The organism is Rhizobium sp. P1_E6 (assembly GCF_056405875.1).
Map to the genome: position 1 here is coordinate 1 of NZ_JBFUBG010000062.1, position 17,741 is coordinate 17,741.

Here is a 17,741-nt window from a genome sequence, read left to right on the forward strand (position 1 = left end):
ATGTCGATACGCCCATCCAGAACGTCGTCGTCGGCGCGGTGCTCGTCATTGCCGTCTGGCTCGACACTGTCTATCGCTCCCGTGCGAAGTAAGAGGAGTACGAACCATGGCTGAACAACGCTCTCCCCTTGTCGAACTGAAAAACATTTCGATCTCCTTCGGCGGTATCCACGCGGTCGACAATGCCTCGGTCGATCTCTATCCCGGCGAAGTCGTGGCCCTTCTCGGCCATAACGGCGCCGGCAAATCGACGCTGATCAAGATCCTCTCCGGCGCCTACAAGCGTGATTCGGGCGAGATCCTGATCGACGGCGAGCCGGCCGACATCCGCAATCCGCGCGATGCCAAGAAGTTCGGCATCGAGACGATCTACCAGACGCTCGCCGTCGCCGATAATGTCGACGCCGCCGCCAACCTCTATCTCGGCCGCGAGCTGAAGACCCGCTGGGGCACGCTCGACGACGTCGCGATGGAACATTCCGCCCGCGAGGTGATGGGCCGCCTGAACCCCAACTTCAAGCGCTTCAAGGAGCCGGTCAAGGCACTCTCCGGCGGCCAGCGCCAGTCCGTAGCGATTGCCCGCGCCATCCTGTTCAACGCCCGCATCCTCATCATGGACGAGCCGACGGCAGCGCTCGGGCCCCAGGAAACGGCGCAGGTGGGCGAGCTCATCAAGCAGCTCAAGAAGGAAGGCATCGGCATCTTCCTGATCAGCCACGATATCCACGACGTCTTCGACCTCGCGGACCGTGTCTCGGTGATGAAAAACGGCCAGGTCGTCGGCCACGCCCGTACCGAAGATGTCACCAAGGACGAAGTCCTCGGCATGATCATCCTCGGCAAGGTGCCCCCGAAGGCCATCCCCGGCCCTGGCGCCATGCAGGTCTGATCGATCGATTGCTCCACAAGCCAACTCCGCCGCCCCAAAGGCCCGGCGGAGTTTTCATTTCGGCAACAGCTTGGCCGGAAATCGCTTTAAAACCCAAGTCGCAGATTTTCCGTGAACTTCGCGATTGAAGCAGAGCCAAAGCTAGGCTAAGAACCACCCATCGGACGACGATTCATTTCGTCAGGCATGCACCCGTAGCTCAGCTGGATAGAGTGTTGGATTCCGATTCCAAAGGTCACAGGTTCGAATCCTGTCGGGTGCGCCATTTTTCGTTTCGCTCTATCCATTAGCCCGGCAAAACGCCTCAAACTCACGCGCCGGTGCCGTGCGGTGGCGCTCCTTGTGCCGCAGGAGCGTGAACCGACGAGGCGGGAGTTCGACCTCGACAGCGCGCAACTGGCCGTTCTGGATGAATGGCGTGACAATCGCCTCTGATAGGGCAGTCACACATGCGCCACTGCGCACAGCGGAGAGCACGGCCTCGTTGGACGGAAGGACGAGGGCCACGTCGAGGGACGAAGGCGAGACGCCTATCGCTCGCAGCGCTTCCTCGAGGACGGATCGCGTGCCCGACCCGGATTCCCGCAAGATCCAGCGCTGAGATCCGAGATTCTCCCGATCGATCTCGTTGGCGTTCTCCAATCCGGCGACCAGAACCAGGCGGTCGTCGGCGATTGCGGTTGCCGCCAGAGCGGGCTCGTCCCGGGTACCCTCAATGAATCCCAGTTCGGCATCGCCCGCAATGACGGCGGCTGCCACCTTCGCCGTGTTCTCGATCGTCAGATTGACGCTTATGCCCGGATAGGCCTGCGAGAACTTCAGGAGAAGCGGCGGAAGCCAATAGTTCGCGATTGTCTGGCTGGCGTGGATATCCAGGTCGCCGGTCTTCAGGCCACCGAGTTCGGAGAGGACGGCCGCCGTCATCTTCACGCGGGCGAGCGTCTCCTTCGCATCCTGCAGAAGCACCCTTCCCTCCCGCGTCAGCTGAATGCCCCTTCCGACCCGGTCGAACAGCGTCACGCTGTAGAAATTCTCCAGCGCCTTGATCGAAGCGCTGACGGCGGAGGGCGTGAGGCGAAGGGCTGCGGCGGCCTGGGTCAGGTGCTCGCGCTCGGCCACGGCGACAAAGATTGATAGCTGCTCAAGAGTCATGCGGAATCATTCTGTTCATACGAATGAAATGTCAAATATTATTCGATAGAACAAAACAGAGTGGAAGCTTAACCTTCAAATGCCCATCGCATTGGAGGAAACATGTCGTCCGTTCCAAGATTTGTAGAAATTATTCCCGGGACGCTGCTTGCAGTGGCAATCACAGTGGCGTCTCAAGGCATAGTGGCCGGAGAAAAGGCTGCAACGGGTGCCGAGCTTCTGGACGGGCTCGTGATCGCGATCATTCTGGGCACCGTCTTCCACACGGCCTTCGGGCTGTCTCCCGTCCTGAAAGCGGGCGTCTCCTTCTCCAGCAAGATCTTGCTGGAGGTTGCGATCGTACTTCTCGGAGCATCGGCAAGCCTGGCGACCGTCGTCAGTGCCGGATCGACCATGATCCTCGTCGTCGTTGCAACCGTGCTGGCGTCCCTCATGATCAGCTACAGCATCTGCAGGCTGCTCGGCCTCCACGACGGTCTGGCGACCCTGGTAGCCTGCGGCAATTCGATCTGCGGCAACTCGGCGATCGTGGCGGCTGCCCCCGTGATCGGAGCGCGGTCCGACGACGTTGCCGCATCGATCGCCTTCACGGCCGCGCTCGGCATCGTTGTCGTTCTCGTCCTCCCGCCCCTGTTCTCCGCGACCCATCTTACCGAATGGCAATATGGTGTGGTTGCCGGCATGACGGTCTATGCTGTCCCGCAGGTGCTTGCCGCCACAGCTCCCATCGGCGCTGTCAGCGTACAGATCGGAACTCTGGTCAAGCTCATGCGGGTTCTGATGCTCGGCCCCGTCGTCCTGCTTTTGCGGTTGAAGAAGGGAGCAGGCGACGCAGCGCCCCTCTCGCTCACCCACCTCGTCCCGTGGTTCATCCTCGGTTTCTTCGCAATGATGATCCTCCGCTCTCTTGACCTGATCCCGGACGACCTGGTCGGGGCGGCGAAGACAGGCTCGACCTATCTCACCATCGTTTCAATGGCCGCACTCGGCCTTTCGGTGAACATGCGGACCGTTTTCTCCTCGGGGGGCCGGGTTCTTCTTGCAGGCGTGCTTTCGATGCTCGCGCTCGGCTCGATGAGCCTCGCCGGACTTCTCCTCCTTCACGCAAACTGACGGCTCCCGGTCGTTCTCGGCGGCGATCACGTTTGAGCGGCATTTCTCGCTTGAGACAAACCAAAGCGATGATCCCACTGCCGACTTCACTGCCCTGCTTATCAGGACGCTGCTGATACGCGACCCGCTAGCCGATTGAGGGCAGCGCAAGCGGTGCGATGCGGCGGTCACCTCTTCTGGCAGGCAACCGGTTTCATCGAACGCATGCCCCGTTCCGCATAAACCACCTCCCCTGGCACACCCCTTGCTTCGTTAACAATACGCCATCCCATCGGGAGTATTGTGTCATGGAATGGGACACCCCAATCGAATTCGATCCCGTGATCCTGATACTTCACAATCCGGACAGGCTCCTGTCCGTCCGAACGGCGATTGGAGCCGCCAACGCGCTCATGAAGGAATTCCCCTGCGATGACGGGGAGGAATTTCTTGCGGCGATCAGGATCTGTATCGATGTCGTCAATGGCAACGCTGACCCTTGGGAATTGAGAGCGGCGATTATTCGCGCTGCAGAGGAGGCTGGGATTACCGCCATCGCCGTATTGCACTGAGCCGGCCGTTTCTTGACCTGGCAGGATGCGGCGTGTGGAAGCCACGGAGCGGGAAACCGCCCCTCGCCGGCCCTCGCTTTCGCGGCAATGGCGGCCTCATACCGGGCCCGTGTAATCACCGCAATTCCGCTGCACATTTCGTAGGAGTATTTCCTTAATAAAATCAGCGGCTTAAAATCGACGATTACAGAATTACGAGATTACGGCGTGTTTCTGTTTCTCATGGAAATATGCGAACGGCAGCTCGTAACATCAGTCTTCTTCTCCGCCTGTGTTTCGCATTGTCTTCGTAATTGCGTAATCACAGCCATAAATAATTGAAATTATTACCGAAATAAGATTACGACATCTGCGCAGGAATGCGTAACCGCTGTCAGCAATTCCGCGAACCGGCTCACAAAAAAGCCGCTCCGAAGGGCGGCTTCCTGCACTCACGGAGCACATTCTAGAAAATCGCGTCTCGCCTTCGCAGGCCATGCTCGAACTCGATGCGACCATCGACCCATCTTGCCCAGGGCAGGCCGTCCTCATCGCCACGAACATAAACGCGCACGGTGCGCCCGCCGCGATTGACCGGCTTCGAGTCCGGTTTGAACCCCAGTCCGACAAGCGCCCTCTGCAGGTTCTTGTGCCAGCCGGCCGGCAAGCGGCTTGCATCCTCGCTTCCGCCGGTCAAGAGCTTGCGCATGTCCGCGCAGGTCAGCCTCATGTCGCCGGGAGGGATCAGGTCGCGGATGATCTCGTAGGTGGGGCCGAAATCCATCACGCCCTGGTGCAGGGTTTCAAGGTCGGCCCGCAATGCCGGGTCATCCAGCCACAGCGGCTCGCGCTCGTAGATCGTCATGACTTCGGCCCAGACCTGCGCGCGGTCGGCCCGGATGGCCGCGATATCGATCGCGGTGGGCCTGACCGGCCACCAGCGGCGATTGCCCGTCGTGTCCGTCAGGAACTCGTCGGCATTCGTCGTGGCGTAGAACACGAACTGGCGCGGCACGTCGTCGACCCTCTGCTTATACGCCCCGCGCGCGCTATCTATGCGAACCGTGATGAACTTCCTGATCGTATCGATCTCCCGGTTCGACCGGCCGGCAAGCTCCGCAAGCTCGACAAGCCAGCGCCCGCGCGTGTTCTCGATCACTTCGCGCGCGCCGTCGCCCACCGTCACGCCGTCGGTCACCCATTCCTCGATCGGAACGAGCGCCCGGCCGAACGACGATTTTCCGAGGCCCTGCTTGCCCTGCAGGGTCAGCACGTGATCGAACTGGCACCCTGGCTGAAAGACGCGTCTGGCGAGCGCTGAGAGCCATTTGCGCGAAAAGGCACGGTTCAGGGGCGTGTCATCAGCGCCGAGATGAGAGGTCAGGAAAGTGTCGACGCGCCTCCTTCCATCCCATGCCGGCAGCGATGACAGCCAGCCTTTCACAGGGTGATAGGGATGCCGCCCGGCGACCTTGTCGATAACGGGATTGATATTGGAAACCCTCGGCGTCAGGCCGAACCCTTCCAGCCATTCGACCGCTTCTGCAAGGTCGTTGTTTCCGACGGGACGAGGCTTCCAGTCGCCCTGTCGCAAATCCCATGGCGGGCGGGCAAGCAACATCGTTTGGCCGCTGAATTCATCAAGGGCGAGCATTCCGCATGCGTCGGGGTGGTGCTCCAGCATCACGGTCCAATTGAGCGTGAGGCCCGGATGGGGATTGCCCTTGTCATTCGTCTTGAGCATGGCGAGCCAGTCGCGCGGCGACGCATGTGCAGTCACAGGTGGCATGAGATTTTCCGCGTGGGATGTGGGGTTTCCCCCTTCTCCCCAGCGGGGAGAAGGGCCCCGAAGGGCGGATGAGGGGCTCCGGGCAAGAGGCTAACCACAGGAGAATCTCTTCCCTCTCAGCCCATCCGGAAACGAAACGTCAGTAATGTTCGACTGCGTCATCCGTCGGCATCCGTGGCCCCCTCATCCGACCCTTCGGGCCACCTTCTCCCCGCTGGGGAGAAGGTGACGTCGCGCCTTGCGCAACCTGCCACACATTCACCAATCCACCCCTCGACCTGCCCTTCCACCCAGCCGACAGCCCGCTTGCCGATCTTCACCGGCTGCGGAAACCGCCCGTCGGCAATCATCGCATAGAGGGTGGAGGTGGGAAGGCCCGTCCTGTTCTGAACCTCCGGGCGGCGGAGAATCCTTGATGTCATCGACCGTTTCCTTCTGGAATGCTTCGGACCTCCCCAGAGCTATTTGGAAACGGTTGGGATGTTGACATGAGCATCGCCGATGCATTGCGCCGGCGCAGTTTCTGCGACCTCACGGGAAAATTGATCTTTTGTCGCGCCCGGATTCCAGACGATGCAGAAACGGCAGATTATTCGGGATAGGCCTCCGCGCCCTCCAGCGCCGCCTTGTGGAAGAGGATGAAGACCAGGGGGTTGCCGGGCTCGGACATTGCATCGCTGCGCTGGCCCGTTATCTCTCCGGCCACGCCGCTTGTATATTCCGCCACCACTTCGCCGAAGCTGTTGCGCTGGATGGCGACCTTCTGTCCGGGTTCGACCTTGTCGTTGAGCTTGACCAGATGTTCGACGATCCCGCCCTGGGTTGCCAGGATCGGGAACGCGCTGTTGCCGACGAAGACATTCACGTCCTTGCCTGTCCGGCCCATCGGCCCGGCAACGATGCCGTGATTCTTGAGGACGTTCATCGTGCCTTCGACGAAGAGCGAGATCATCTCGATGTCCAGAACGCGGGCAGCGCCGATCTCCGGCGTGAAGGAGGGGATGCCCACGTCCATGAACGCGTTGTGCAGGACACCGGGATAGACATGGTTGTCGAAGATCTGGCCGACGGGATAGAGCTCCACCATTGCCTTGACCTCGGGCACATCCATGCCGCCAATATTGAATGCGGTGACTTCGAACCCGGTTGTTCCGGTGTGGAAGTCGATCGCGAAATCGGCGTTCGGCCGCAGCAGCCGGTTGAACAGAAGCCCGGCATGTCGGCTGGGCGCGGAGGCGCCGTTCTCGTTCCCCGGCCATTCCCGGTTCATATCGATCAGATCGACGCCCCTGCCCTGATTGGGCCACCTGCGCTGCATGCTTTCAAGGGCCGGGCGGGATATGTCGGTGACCGCCATGACCGTGCCCGACATCTGCGCCGGATCGAGCTGGTTCATCACGGTCTGGACCGTGTGAATGTTGCTCATTTCGTCGCCATGCACACCGCTGGTCAGGATACCGCGCTTGCCAGGCTTTGCCCCCTTGGCGACCGTCACGGACACGTACCAGTACTGCCCCGTGGGCATCTGCGCGCCCTGAAAATACAGGAAGTGCTTCTGCCCGGGCTCCAGGTCGTCGACGTCGAGCGCGCTGACGACCTTTTTGCCCTGGATGACATCGCCGGTATAGACCGTTCCCGATGCCGGTCGGGCAGCGGGTGTCGCGGCCTCCTGGGCTTTTGCGGCACCGGCGCTGACCGCGAGGGCAGCCGATGCGCCGACCGTGGCGATCGATGCGATCAAGAGATCGCGGCGATCGATGCCATTCTTCGATTTGTCCGACATGATGGAGGCCCTTTGTGATTTGAAAATCTACTTCACAACAACGGCATGTACATCGACCGCGAGAATCCCGCGCAACTTCAATCTAGGGTATGCTGCCGAGCTGGCAAGGTCGCCTAATCTCCGCAAACCTGTGCCGGGCTCCGGATGGAACGCCGGCGCTCTAATGCGCAGTATAGGCCCCATCCACCAGGTAGTGAGCTCCTGTAATGAAGCTTGCTTGTTCAGACAGGAGGAAGCAAACGAGATTTGCAACTTCGTCAGGCGTGCCACGCCTTCCCATTGGCTGGAGCGCTGCCATCCGGCGCGTGCTCGCTGCCTCCAGATGCTCCGACAGGAGGGGCGTATCGATCCAGCCGGGACCGACAGCATTGACCCGAATCCCGAATCTCGCATATTCGATCGCGGCAACTTTCGTCAGCCCGACCAGCCCGTGCTTGGCGGCGGTATAGGCTGCCGCGGTCGGCAGCCCCACGGACCCGAGGGCGGAAGACATGTTGACGATTGCCCCCCCGCCCAGTTTCAACATCGCGCCGATCTCGCATTTCGTGCAGTAGAAGACGCTGTTCAGATTGACGTTCATCAACCTGTGCCAGTCATCAAGCGGGTAATCTGCGACCGCTGCACGAACGCCGTCCACCCCGGCATTGTTGACGGCGAGATCCAGACCACCGCATTCCTCGACGGCAAATTGGACAAGCTTCTGCACGCCTTCGAAGTCGGTCACATCGACGACAAAGGGACGAGCCTGTCCGCCGTCCGATCGAATTGCCGCTGCAACCGCGTGAGCGCCATCGGCATTGCAATCGGCAACGATGACCTCGGCACCCTCGTGAGCGAGCTGCCGGGAAACCGCCGCTCCAATTCCGGAGCCTGCGCCCGTCACGATCGCGACTTTTCCTTCAAGGCAAAGTTTCATCGTTCTGTCCATTCCGATATGCTAATACTCCTGCAAAACGAATACCTGATGCAAGGAGTTTCATGGATGACTAAAATGCATGCTATTGCAAGTTGCGCAGCTTGTCCGCCTGGCAAGCACATAGTTCCACAGAAACGAATGTCCCGGCCAAAATCGGCACGCCGTTAATCGCGAATCATCGAATCTGACTGAACTCTTTGGCAGGTGGAAATGGACGAACGGGCAGATGTCACACGCCGAGGCCTCGTTTTGGGTGGCCTGGCTCTGATGCTTTATGGATGCAGTACGACATCGGATGGCCCGCCGCTGGGCTACCGGGTTTTGGGAAGGGACCCCGATGCCGATCCCCGCTATCGCCGGCAGGAAGTGGCCTATGACGGAAACGAACCGCCCGGCACCATCGTCGTCGATACGGGTGCACGCTATCTCTATTTCGTGGAGGACGGCGGCGTTGCCACGCGCTATGGCGTCGCCGTTGGGGAGGAAGGCTTAAGCTTCAAGGGCGAAGCCTCGATCGGCCGCAAGGCGGAGTGGCCCTCGTGGAAGCCCACCGACGACATGATCGAGCGCAAGCCGCGGCTCGCCCAATATGCCGATGGCGTGCCGGGAGGACCAGACAACCCGCTCGGGGCTGCGGCCCTTTACCTCTACCAGGGCGGCCAGGACACGCTCTTCCGGCTGCACGGAACCAACGCGCCCTGGTCAATCGGTCAAGCGGTGTCGAACGGCTGCATCCGCCTGACCAATGCAAACATCGTCGACCTCTACTCCCGCACCCGGGTGGGAACGCGTGTAGTCGTCATTTAAAGCATGTCGCGCAAAAGTGCGCCGCGGTTTTGCGATAACGACATGCGAAAACGAAAGCCTGAAGCGTGGCGAGCGGACCTGACGGATCACGACATGCTTCAGAGCGCCGTGCGTCCATTCGGACGCACAAAGGACGCTCTGAGTTTCTTGCTTGCGCATCAGGCTTTCCGAAAATCGATTCCGATTTTCGGGCCGATGCTTGAGTGCCGTTTACCATGTGAAATTGCGGGGTTGGCCACACCGGTAAGTATCTGCTAATGTAGATTCGTTGCACATTGCATCACTCCCGCACTGTCCAAGGTGCCGATTATCGTCAAACTTTGAGGTGCAGTCTTTCAGGCCTGCACCAGGATGAGGAGAGGACTTAATGAGCAGAATTTTATTCGTGATCCTCGCAGTGCTTGCGGTGGCCAATCTGAGTGCCTGCGGGTCGATTGGCAAAGGCAAGGGGAAAGCTCCACCGCCTGCAGCAACGGCCGTCTACAAGTAAAATTCGCATAACACTTAGGAAGGGCTCGACAGGCCCTTCCTCTCTCTGACATCCTCAAACGGCCAGGATTGATCCCGCCTGCCATTCTGGCGCAGAAACGGCGCATCAACCGGCATCAGGCCCGCATTCGCAGGAGCCTGCACATGGAGCGTGTTGATGGCGCTTGGAAGAAGCCGCTTGTGCTTGGTCGCTATTTTGGCGGTTGTGGTATCATCGTGTCAGTCAGAAGACAAAGCCCCCCAGCCACGTTATACATCCGATGCCCGTGACCTGAAAAAACCGGCCACGACTCAAGAACAAGCGGGACGGCGTTTTATCGAGTTCCGCTCGCGTTATGCGCTGACCTACGGCCACACCTATGTCGTCTTCGGCAGCGCCGACAAGAACGGCAGAATGAACAGTCCCGAGGTTGCGGGACTTGCCCCGGCTTCGGAAGATGCCGCTCCCTATGTGATCGGCCACTTCATTCCCGTCCCCGCCACGACAGGCGCGACGGATGGCGACCTCGAGGAGCAATACCGCTCGGCAAGCTGGCGCGTGATGYTTACGGACGCCGAATATGACGACACGGTCGCCTATATTCGCAAGCTCCAGGCGCGCAGCCGTCTATGGGAGGCGACCGTTTACAATTGCAACGCCTTCGTGGCCGATATCGCCAAACATATGGGTTATAAGACGCCTGGCATCTGGCTTCGTCCGCAGCAATTCATTACAAATCTGCGGGAGATGAATACGGGTTGATAGAAAAGCAGGGCGATCCCGGAAAACGGATCGTGGAAAGGTTCTGGTGCCGATTTGAACTTGTCAGTTCACACCATTGGCGAGATCGTCTGGGTCCTCGGAATTGTCGCATGGTACATCATTCGGTACCCGTTTGAGCGCCGCGGCAAACGCGTGCCCGTCGTCAGCAGCCGGCGGAGCGTTTCGGAGAAGATAGCCCTTGCGGCGGCTCTCGCGGGGCTGGCGATCGTGCCGGGATTTTACGTCGCGACAGGCATCCCGAAAGCTGCCGACTACCCTGCCCACCTGTGGGCGGTCGTGCTGGGAGCGGCCACCTTCTGCCTCGCAATGTGGGTCTTTCGCAGAACCCACAAGCAGCTGGGGAAAAACTGGTCCATCACGCTGGAAATCCGCCAGAAGCACGAATTGATCTGCGCCGGGCCCTACGCGCTCGTGCGCCACCCCATGTACACCTCCTTCATGCTGATGGGGCTTGCGCAGGCTTTCCTGCTGTCGAACTGGGTGGCGGGTCTTGCGGGCCTTGTCGGTTTCGCGGTGCTGTTCTTCCTGCGGGTGGACAAGGAAGAGCGTATGATGCTGGACGTTTTCGGCCCTCAGTATCGCACCTATATGGACAAAACCAAGCGGATCATTCCTTATCTCTACTAAAGCAATTCCAGCAAAAGCGTGTAACGGTTTTGCGTCCGGAATTGCGTGAAAACAGGGAGATAGAGCGTCCTTTGTGCGTCCGAATGGACGCGCGGCGCTCTAGGGGAGGCACGATGAAGGGACGAACAATAAGGCTTTCGCCGGCAAGGCGACTTGTCGGAGATCTCATGCGATTTTCGATCGGCATCCCGCGCGTCACCGTGCAGCGGCAGATGAATATCCACCCGCTGCTGGATGCCCGAAGCGCCTGCGATCCGCGCCCGTCATGGACCGTGCTGTTCCTGAAAGGCTATGCGCTGCTCTCGAAGGAGACCCCGGATCTCCGGCGCGCCTATATCAAATTCCCGTTTCATCAGCTCTACGAATATCCTGAAAGCGTGGCCTCCATCGCCCATGAGCGCGAGCATGAGGGCGAGCGGATCGTTCTCCTGAGCAAGATAAAGGGGCCGGAACAGCGCCCCATTCCCGAGCTGGAAAAGCTGATCCGCGAAGCCCGCTCGCTGCCGATCGGCGATATCAAGGACTTCCGGCGTTCGCTCAAACTTGCCCGCGCGCCTGCCCTGCTCCGCTGGTCCACGATGTGGCTCGGGCTCAACCTGGCAAAACGGCGCGGGCATTATTTCGGCACGTTCCAGCTCTCGGTCTATTCCGGCCTCGGCGCCGAATCCTTGAATCCGCTGACGCCGCTCACCACGCTGCTGAATTACGGCCCGATCGATGCGGACGGCACGGTCACCGTGCGCATCCACTATGACCACCGCGTCATGGATGGCGCCAGCATTGCTCGGGCATTGGAGCGGTTCGAAAAGATCCTGAACGGCGAGGTCACCGACGAGGTCAGGGCGCTGCCGCAGGCGGGAAAGCCCGCCGGCATATCGATTGCGGGACTTGCCCCATGAGCGAAAGCGCCGAGCTGCGCATGGCTGTCGTCGTTCTCGGTGCGTCCCGCGGCATCGGGCGGGCCATTGCCAGGGTCGCGGCGCGCGAGGGCAATATCGTGGTGCTCGTGGCACGCTCCCCCCAAGACCTCGCGGCTGCCGCAACGGAGATTACGCAGGCCGGCGGAGAAACCTTCACGATCGAACTCGACCTCGCCTCTGCGGATGCATCGTCGCGCCTGGAATCCTATCTCGCCGAGAATGGACTGGCCTGCAGCGTTCTGGTCAACAGCGCCGGCTACGGGCTGCGCGGCGCGGCAACCACCCTGCCCGCCGATGAGCAGCTCGGGATCATCGACGTCAACATCCGCGCACTCGCCGACATGACCCTGCGCTTCCTGCCGGGCATGGTGGCGCGCCGCAGCGGCGGCGTCATCAATCTCGGCTCCGTCGCCGGTTTCGCGCCCGGCCCCTACATGGCCTTCTATTACGCCAGCAAGAATTTCGTGCGCGCCTTCTCGACCGCCCTTCATGAGGAGGTGCGCCGCTTCGGTGTGACGGTAACCTGCGTCGCCCCCGGCCCTGTCTCGACCGACTTCCTTGAAAAATCCGGCGCCAACCGGGCCGCCCTCTTCAAGGTTCTGCCAAAGCTCGATGCCGATTATGTGGCCGAGCAGGCATGGCAGGGTTTCAAGTCCGGCCGCCGCCTCGTCATTCCCGGCATCTCCTCGAAGCTCGCCGCCTTCATTGCGAGAATCTTGCCCTCCGCGGTGGCCCTGCGCCTGATCGGCCGGGCTCAGCGCCGCAAAAGGGATCCGAGCCCCCATCGGCCAGAGACGAGCGCTACGGCAAGAGACGAGCACTACGGCACTGGCCCCTAAACCGGAATCGGCTTCGGAAAGCCCGATGCGTAGGCTCTGGGAGTTAAGGCGTCCTTCGTGCCTGCAGCTGGACGTGCAGCGCTTCAGCTGAGGCTGCAACGCCCGGGATCATTGCTGGTCGGTGCGGTGCGCGAAAACCTGCTTCGAACCATCCGGCTGATCGGCCTGCGGTGCCTCGAGCCTGATCCGCAGCCACCAGTTCGCACTCAGGCGCGGCGCCGTCAGCTGTCCATCATGAGGAGCTGGTTTCACCACCTCGTTCTGAATGCGATTGCCTTTTCCGGGCGCAATATCGTCAGCGCAAGCCATGGTCAAAGGAACAGCAAGAGCCGCGCTCGCGAGGAGCGCTCTCCAGGCATGTCTTGCAGCGCTTGGCATGACGGGCCGGTTTCTCATCAGCCCATTCAGCCAGAATATTAGACTTTACGGAAGTACGAAACGGTAAATGCGCCGGCAGTAAACGTAAATATACTGACGGTTCGCGCCCGAAACCGTCATACACATCAGGGTGGGCTCGGCAAGATAAACATTCATTCGATTGACTGAAAGTTTCGTTTGGGTTATAAATGAGACATGACTGATGAACAAACCCAACCGAACCGCGCCGAAATCACCCGGGAAAAGCTGCTGTCGGCGGCGCTCGATGTCTTCGGCCGTTATGGCTTCGACGGCACCTCGACGCGCCAGCTCAGCGAAGCCGCAGGCGTCAACCTGCAGGCCATTCCCTATTATTTCGGCGGCAAGGAAGGCCTCTATGTCGCAACCGCGGAATATCTGGTCTCGCGCATCGAGCACCATGTCGGCGGAATGCGGCAGCGGATCGGTGCCAGGCTTATGGAACTGGCTGCTGCCGGAGAGGCACTGAGCGAAGAGGAAGCGCGGCTTTTCCTGACGGATATGGGCACCACCATGGTCAGCCTTTTCGTCAGCAAGGAATCCGAGCCCTGGGCGCGTTTCATCATCCGCGAACAGATGGAGCCGACCGAGGCCTTCGCCCGTGTCTATCAGGGCCTCATGCGCCCGATGATCGAGATGGCGAGCCGGATGATCGGCACGATCCTGCAGGAAGACCCGGCCAGCGAGCATGTGCGGCTGCGCACCCTCGCCTTCGTCGGCAACATCATGGTCTTCCGCGTCGCCCACGCGGCCGTTCTCGCCCAGATGGAGTGGCAGTCGGTCGGGTCAGAACAACTCCAGACCCTGCGCAACCTCGTTGCAGAGCTTGTCGGCCAATTGCATCAGCCGAAAGGAAATACCCGATGAGACGGATCCTCCCCCTTGCCATCCTCATTCTCGTTGCGGCGGGCGCTGCCGCCTGGTGGTACGGCCTGCCCCAGAAGCTCGGCTGGCTGCCGGAACGATCAGGAGAGTTCACGCTCTATGGCAATGTCGATATCCGGCAGGTTTCCCTCGGCTTCCGTGTCAATGGCCGGCTTGCCTCGCTCGCCGTCGATGAGGGCGACATGATCAGGAGCGGCGATGTGCTCGGCAAACTCGACACCGCGCCTTACGAGGCTGCCGTTGCCTCCGCCGAGGCCGACGTCGCTGCCCTGCAGGCGATGCTCGACAAGCTCAGAGCCGGCCCGCGGCCGACGGAAATTGCCCAGGCCAGCGCCTCCTATGACGAGAGCCTCGCAGCGCTCAGAAACGCCAATATTGCCTATGACCGCGCTCGCCAGCTGCGCCCGCAGGGCACGATCTCCGAAGCCAATCTCGACACGGCGACGGCCAATCGCTCGATGGCGGCCGCGCGTGCCGACTCCGCCAATCAGGCCCTGAAACTGCTGCAGGAAGGCACCCGCGTGGAAGATATCTCCGCTGCCGAGGCGCAGTTGAAGGCCGCCCAATCGGCGCTGGTCTCCGCCCGTATCTCGCTTGCCGATGCCGAACTGCTTGCGCCGAATGACGGTGTCATCCTTTCCCGTGTGCGGGAACCCGGCGCCATCGTCTCGCCGGCCGATACCGTCTATGTCCTGTCGCTGACGCAGCCGGTCTGGGTGCGCAGCTATGTGGCCGAAGGCGATCTCGGCCGCCTGCAGCCCGGCATGAAGGTTCAGGTGACCTCGGATACGCATCCGGACAAGCCCTATGAAGGCACTGTAGGATTCATCTCGCCGGTCGCCGAATTCACGCCGAAATCGGTCGAGACGCCCGAGCTTCGCACCGATCTCGTCTATCGCCTGCGCATCGTCATCGACAAGCCCGGCCCGGATCTGCGCCAGGGCATGCCTGTTACCGTGCACTTTCCCGCGCCGGCCGCGCAATGACCTCCTCCCCGCAAACGGATGAGGCGCTGGTCCGGCTTGCCGATGTCACCAAGCGCTTCGGCGATGCCCCGCCGGCGCTGGATGCCGTCTCCGGCGAAGTGAAGGGCGGCGCCATCACCGGCCTCGTCGGCCCCGATGGCGCCGGCAAGACGACGCTGATCCGGCTGATGACCGGCCTCATGCTGCCGGAGAGCGGCACGGTCGAGGTGCTGGGCTTCGATACCGCCAGGAACCCGGCGGCCATCCAGGCCTCGATCGGCTACATGCCGCAGCGCTTCGGCCTCTATGAGGACCTCTCGGTTCAGGAGAATCTCGATCTCTATGCCGATCTGCGCGGCCTGCCCAAGGCCGAGCGCGCCGCCTCCTTCGAGGAACTTCTGACCTTCACCGACCTGAAGCGCTTCACGACACGGCTCGCCGGCAAGCTTTCGGGCGGCATGAAGCAGAAACTCGGCCTTGCCTGCGCGCTCTTGAAAAAGCCACGCCTGCTGCTGCTCGACGAGCCCGGCGTCGGCGTCGATCCGATCTCGCGGCGCGATCTCTGGAAGATGGTCGAGAACCTGACGCAGGAAGGCATCGGCGTGCTCTGGTCGACGGCCTATCTGGATGAGGCCGAAGCCTGCGACCATGTGCTGCTGCTCAACCAGGGCAAGCTGCTCTTTTCCGGCAAGCCGCATGATCTGACGGACCGAGTCGAGGATCGCGTCTTCAAGGTTTCGGGTGTCACCGGCCGCAGGCGGCAGGTGCTGGCCGAACTCTTGCAGACGAAAGGCGTCATCGACGGTGTCATCCAGGGCGATGCCATCCGCCTCGTCACCGGCAAGGACGAGACGCCCGACATCGGCGGCGCCGGCAACGGGGCGAAGCTGACACCCACCCCTGCCCGCTTCGAGGACGCCTTTGTCGACATGCTGGGCGGCGGCCCTGGCGGGCGCTCGAAACTCGCAGAAGCGCAGAAATCACCCAGCGAAACCGGCGACCGCCCCGTCATCGAGGCCCGCGGCCTGACCAAGCGTTTCGGGGATTTCACCGCCGCCGACAAGATCACCTTCGATATAAGCCGCGGCGAGATCTTCGGCCTGCTCGGGCCGAACGGCGCCGGCAAATCCACCACCTTCAAGATGCTCTGCGGCCTCTTGAAACCAACAGAGGGAGAAGGCCGCGTCGCCGGCTTCGACCTGCGCAAGGATGCCGCCGAAGCCCGCAACCAGCTCGGCTACATGGCGCAGAAATTCTCGCTTTACGGCGATCTCACTGTGATGCAGAACCTCGAATTCTTCGCCGGCGTCTATGGCCTCTCAGGCAGCCGCCGGCGCGAGCGCATCGAGCTGATGACCGAGATATTCGATTTCGGCCGCCATGCGCGCCATTCGGCCAAGGACCTGCCGCTCGGCCTGAAACAGCGCCTGGCCCTTGCCTGCGCCGTCATGCACGAGCCGCGCGCCCTGTTCCTCGATGAGCCGACGTCAGGCGTCGATCCGATTACCCGGCGCGAATTCTGGACCCATATCAATGCGCTCGTCGAAAAGGGCGTCACTGTTCTGGTGACGACGCATTTCATGGACGAGGCCGAATATTGCGACCGCATCTCGCTGATCTATCGCGGCCGGTCGATTGCGCTCGGTTCGCCCGACGAGTTGAAGGCGCGTGTCGCGTCAAAGGAACGGCCTGACCCGACGATGGAGGACGCCTTCATCGCGCTGGTACAGGAATCCGAAACGGAGGAAGCCGCATGAGCACCTCCTCCCGCATCCGCCGTTTCACAGCCCTCGTGCGCAAGGAAAGCTATCAGGCGATCCGCGACCCCAGCACCATTCTCATCGCCTTCGTGCTGCCTCTGATCCTGCTCTTCCTCTTCGGCTATGGTGTGTCGCTGGATACGACGCGCACCCGCATCGGCCTGGTGCTGGAACAGGCGACACCGCTGACGCAGGATCTTTCGGCAAGCTTCCAGGCCTCCCGCTATTTCTCCGTCACAGTCGGGCGCGACCAGCGCATGTTCCATGACGATCTCGTGCTCGGCAAGGTGCGCGGCATTGTCGTGATCCCGGCGGATTTCGCGACGGACTATGCCGCGGGCAGGCGACCGCAGATCCAGGTTCTCGTCGATGGCTCCGACCCGAACACCGCCAATTTCGTCCAGAACTACGCGCAGGGCGCCGTCGCCAACTGGGAKCGCCAGCGCCAGTCAGAAACGGTGGCATCAGGTCCGCCCATCTCCATCGAGCAGCGCTTCTGGTTCAATCCGGAGCTGACGAGCCGCAATTTCCTCGTCCCCGGCTCCATCGCCATCGTCATGACGCTGGTCGGCACCCTTCTGACCTCGCTCGTCGTCGCCCGCGAATGGGAGCGCGGCACGATGGAAGCGATGATGGCCACACCGGTGACGGCGGCTGAACTGCTGGCCGGCAAGATCCTGCCCTATTTCCTGCTCGGCCTCGCCTCCATGACGCTCTGCGTGCTGCTCGCCGTCTTCCTCTTCGACGTGCCCTTCCGCGGCTCGGTTTTCGCCCTTTATGGGCTGTCGGCCGCCTTCCTGATACCGGCGCTCGGCCAGGGCCTGCTGATCTCCACGGCAACCAAGAACCAGTTCCTCGCCTCGCAGATCGCGCTGATCACGGCCTTCCTGCCGGCGTTCCTGCTGTCGGGCTTCCTCTTCGAGATCAACTCCATGCCCCAGATCATCCAGTGGATCACCATCATCGTGCCCGCCCGCTACCTGATCCCCAGCCTGCAGACGGTGTTCCTCGCCGGCGATATCTGGCCGATGTTTGCCCGCTCCATTGCCGTCATGCTCGTCATCGGCGGCATCATGTTTGTGCTGGCGGCCCGCAGCACCAGGAAGAGGATCGGCTGA

Annotated in this window: 19 protein-coding genes and 1 tRNA gene; 14 read left to right on the forward strand and 6 right to left on the reverse strand. The window is 61.4% G+C overall.

From position 1 onward, the window contains the following. Positions 1–106 precede the first annotated feature (106 nt). Both AC1D35_RS23960 and AC1D35_RS23965 read left to right on the forward strand, forming a co-directional pair. Positions 107–889: a sugar ABC transporter ATP-binding protein gene (locus AC1D35_RS23960; RefSeq protein WP_113298949.1), complete on the forward strand. Its 783-nt coding sequence runs from the start codon at positions 107–109 to the stop codon at positions 887–889. Between the two features lie 188 nt (positions 890–1,077). After that, positions 1,078–1,154, forward strand: a tRNA-Arg gene (locus AC1D35_RS23965). Positions 1,155–1,168: 14 nt separating this feature from the next. Here the strand turns inward: AC1D35_RS23965 and AC1D35_RS23970 are convergent. Next, complete coding sequence (locus AC1D35_RS23970; RefSeq protein ID WP_113310791.1) at positions 1,169–2,041, reverse strand: LysR family transcriptional regulator; 873 nt, start codon at positions 2,039–2,041, stop codon at positions 1,169–1,171. A gap of 102 nt (positions 2,042–2,143) precedes the next feature. On the opposite strand from AC1D35_RS23970, the gene AC1D35_RS23975 reads away from it, so the two are divergent. Further along, positions 2,144–3,154 (forward strand): putative sulfate exporter family transporter, encoded by a 1,011-nt coding sequence (locus AC1D35_RS23975; RefSeq protein ID WP_113310790.1) that lies wholly within the window; start codon positions 2,144–2,146, stop codon positions 3,152–3,154. 287 nt (positions 3,155–3,441) lie between these two features. After that, positions 3,442–3,705: a DUF982 domain-containing protein gene (locus tag AC1D35_RS23980; RefSeq protein ID WP_113298946.1), complete on the forward strand. Its 264-nt coding sequence runs from the start codon at positions 3,442–3,444 to the stop codon at positions 3,703–3,705. Positions 3,706–4,150: 445 nt separating this feature from the next. Here the strand turns inward: AC1D35_RS23980 and AC1D35_RS23985 are convergent, their stop codons facing one another. The 4 genes from AC1D35_RS23985 to AC1D35_RS24000 all read right to left on the reverse strand — a co-directional run bounded on the left by AC1D35_RS23985 (position 4,151) and on the right by AC1D35_RS24000 (position 8,172). Continuing rightward, entirely contained in the window at positions 4,151–5,473 is a 1,323-nt protein-coding gene (locus AC1D35_RS23985) for a virulence-associated E family protein (RefSeq protein ID WP_113310789.1), read from the reverse strand. A 158-nt stretch (positions 5,474–5,631) separates the two neighbouring features. Further along, positions 5,632–5,895: a helix-turn-helix transcriptional regulator gene (locus AC1D35_RS23990; RefSeq protein ID WP_477854458.1), complete on the reverse strand. Its 264-nt coding sequence runs from the start codon at positions 5,893–5,895 to the stop codon at positions 5,632–5,634. A gap of 167 nt (positions 5,896–6,062) precedes the next feature. After that, complete coding sequence (locus AC1D35_RS23995) at positions 6,063–7,256, reverse strand: succinylglutamate desuccinylase/aspartoacylase family protein (protein ID WP_113312311.1); 1,194 nt, start codon at positions 7,254–7,256, stop codon at positions 6,063–6,065. A 160-nt stretch (positions 7,257–7,416) separates the two neighbouring features. After that, positions 7,417–8,172, reverse strand: coding sequence for a 3-oxoacyl-ACP reductase FabG (locus AC1D35_RS24000; RefSeq protein WP_113298954.1), 756 nt, complete (start codon positions 8,170–8,172; stop codon positions 7,417–7,419). Between the two features lie 210 nt (positions 8,173–8,382). Here AC1D35_RS24000 and AC1D35_RS24005 point away from each other — a divergent pair, with 210 nt between their 5' ends. From AC1D35_RS24005 to AC1D35_RS24030, 6 genes are all read left to right on the forward strand, one after another. After that, on the forward strand, positions 8,383–8,979 hold the full coding sequence (locus AC1D35_RS24005; RefSeq protein ID WP_113298942.1) for a L,D-transpeptidase: 597 nt from the start codon (positions 8,383–8,385) through the stop codon (positions 8,977–8,979). A 367-nt stretch (positions 8,980–9,346) separates the two neighbouring features. Continuing rightward, on the forward strand, positions 9,347–9,469 hold the full coding sequence (locus AC1D35_RS24010) for an ABC transporter (RefSeq protein ID WP_113298940.1): 123 nt from the start codon (positions 9,347–9,349) through the stop codon (positions 9,467–9,469). Between the two features lie 156 nt (positions 9,470–9,625). After that, entirely contained in the window at positions 9,626–10,210 is a 585-nt protein-coding gene (locus AC1D35_RS24015; RefSeq protein ID WP_477940348.1) for a hypothetical protein, read from the forward strand. A gap of 60 nt (positions 10,211–10,270) precedes the next feature. Continuing rightward, positions 10,271–10,858: a protein-S-isoprenylcysteine O-methyltransferase gene (locus AC1D35_RS24020; RefSeq protein ID WP_113309125.1), complete on the forward strand. Its 588-nt coding sequence runs from the start codon at positions 10,271–10,273 to the stop codon at positions 10,856–10,858. Between the two features lie 113 nt (positions 10,859–10,971). Continuing rightward, on the forward strand, positions 10,972–11,757 hold the full coding sequence (locus tag AC1D35_RS24025) for a hypothetical protein (protein WP_113309119.1): 786 nt from the start codon (positions 10,972–10,974) through the stop codon (positions 11,755–11,757). Continuing rightward, the gene (locus tag AC1D35_RS24030) at positions 11,754–12,617 is read left to right on the forward strand and encodes an SDR family NAD(P)-dependent oxidoreductase (protein WP_113309120.1); all 864 of its coding nucleotides are present in this window, start codon (positions 11,754–11,756) and stop codon (positions 12,615–12,617) included. The genes AC1D35_RS24025 and AC1D35_RS24030 overlap by 4 nt, the downstream gene beginning before the upstream one ends. A gap of 108 nt (positions 12,618–12,725) precedes the next feature. On the opposite strand, the gene AC1D35_RS24035 is transcribed toward AC1D35_RS24030, so the two are convergent. Further along, on the reverse strand, positions 12,726–12,869 hold the full coding sequence (locus AC1D35_RS24035; RefSeq protein ID WP_162747593.1) for a hypothetical protein: 144 nt from the start codon (positions 12,867–12,869) through the stop codon (positions 12,726–12,728). A gap of 321 nt (positions 12,870–13,190) precedes the next feature. On the opposite strand from AC1D35_RS24035, the gene AC1D35_RS24040 reads away from it, so the two are divergent. The 4 genes from AC1D35_RS24040 to AC1D35_RS24055 are packed head-to-tail and all read left to right on the forward strand — an operon-like array spanning position 13,191 to position 17,741. Then, the gene (locus tag AC1D35_RS24040) at positions 13,191–13,880 is read left to right on the forward strand and encodes a CerR family C-terminal domain-containing protein (protein WP_113298935.1); all 690 of its coding nucleotides are present in this window, start codon (positions 13,191–13,193) and stop codon (positions 13,878–13,880) included. Continuing rightward, positions 13,877–14,884, forward strand: a complete 1,008-nt coding sequence (gene hlyD, locus AC1D35_RS24045) for a secretion protein HlyD (RefSeq protein WP_113309122.1) — start codon at positions 13,877–13,879, stop codon at positions 14,882–14,884. The genes AC1D35_RS24040 and hlyD overlap by 4 nt, the downstream gene beginning before the upstream one ends. Continuing rightward, a complete protein-coding gene (locus AC1D35_RS24050) occupies positions 14,881–16,620 on the forward strand; it encodes an ATP-binding cassette domain-containing protein (RefSeq protein ID WP_113309123.1) in 1,740 nt (579 codons plus the stop codon). The genes hlyD and AC1D35_RS24050 overlap by 4 nt, the downstream gene beginning before the upstream one ends. Next, positions 16,617–17,741, forward strand: coding sequence for an ABC transporter permease (locus tag AC1D35_RS24055; protein WP_477940353.1), 1,125 nt, complete (start codon positions 16,617–16,619; stop codon positions 17,739–17,741). Before AC1D35_RS24050 ends, AC1D35_RS24055 begins: the two co-directional genes overlap by 4 nt.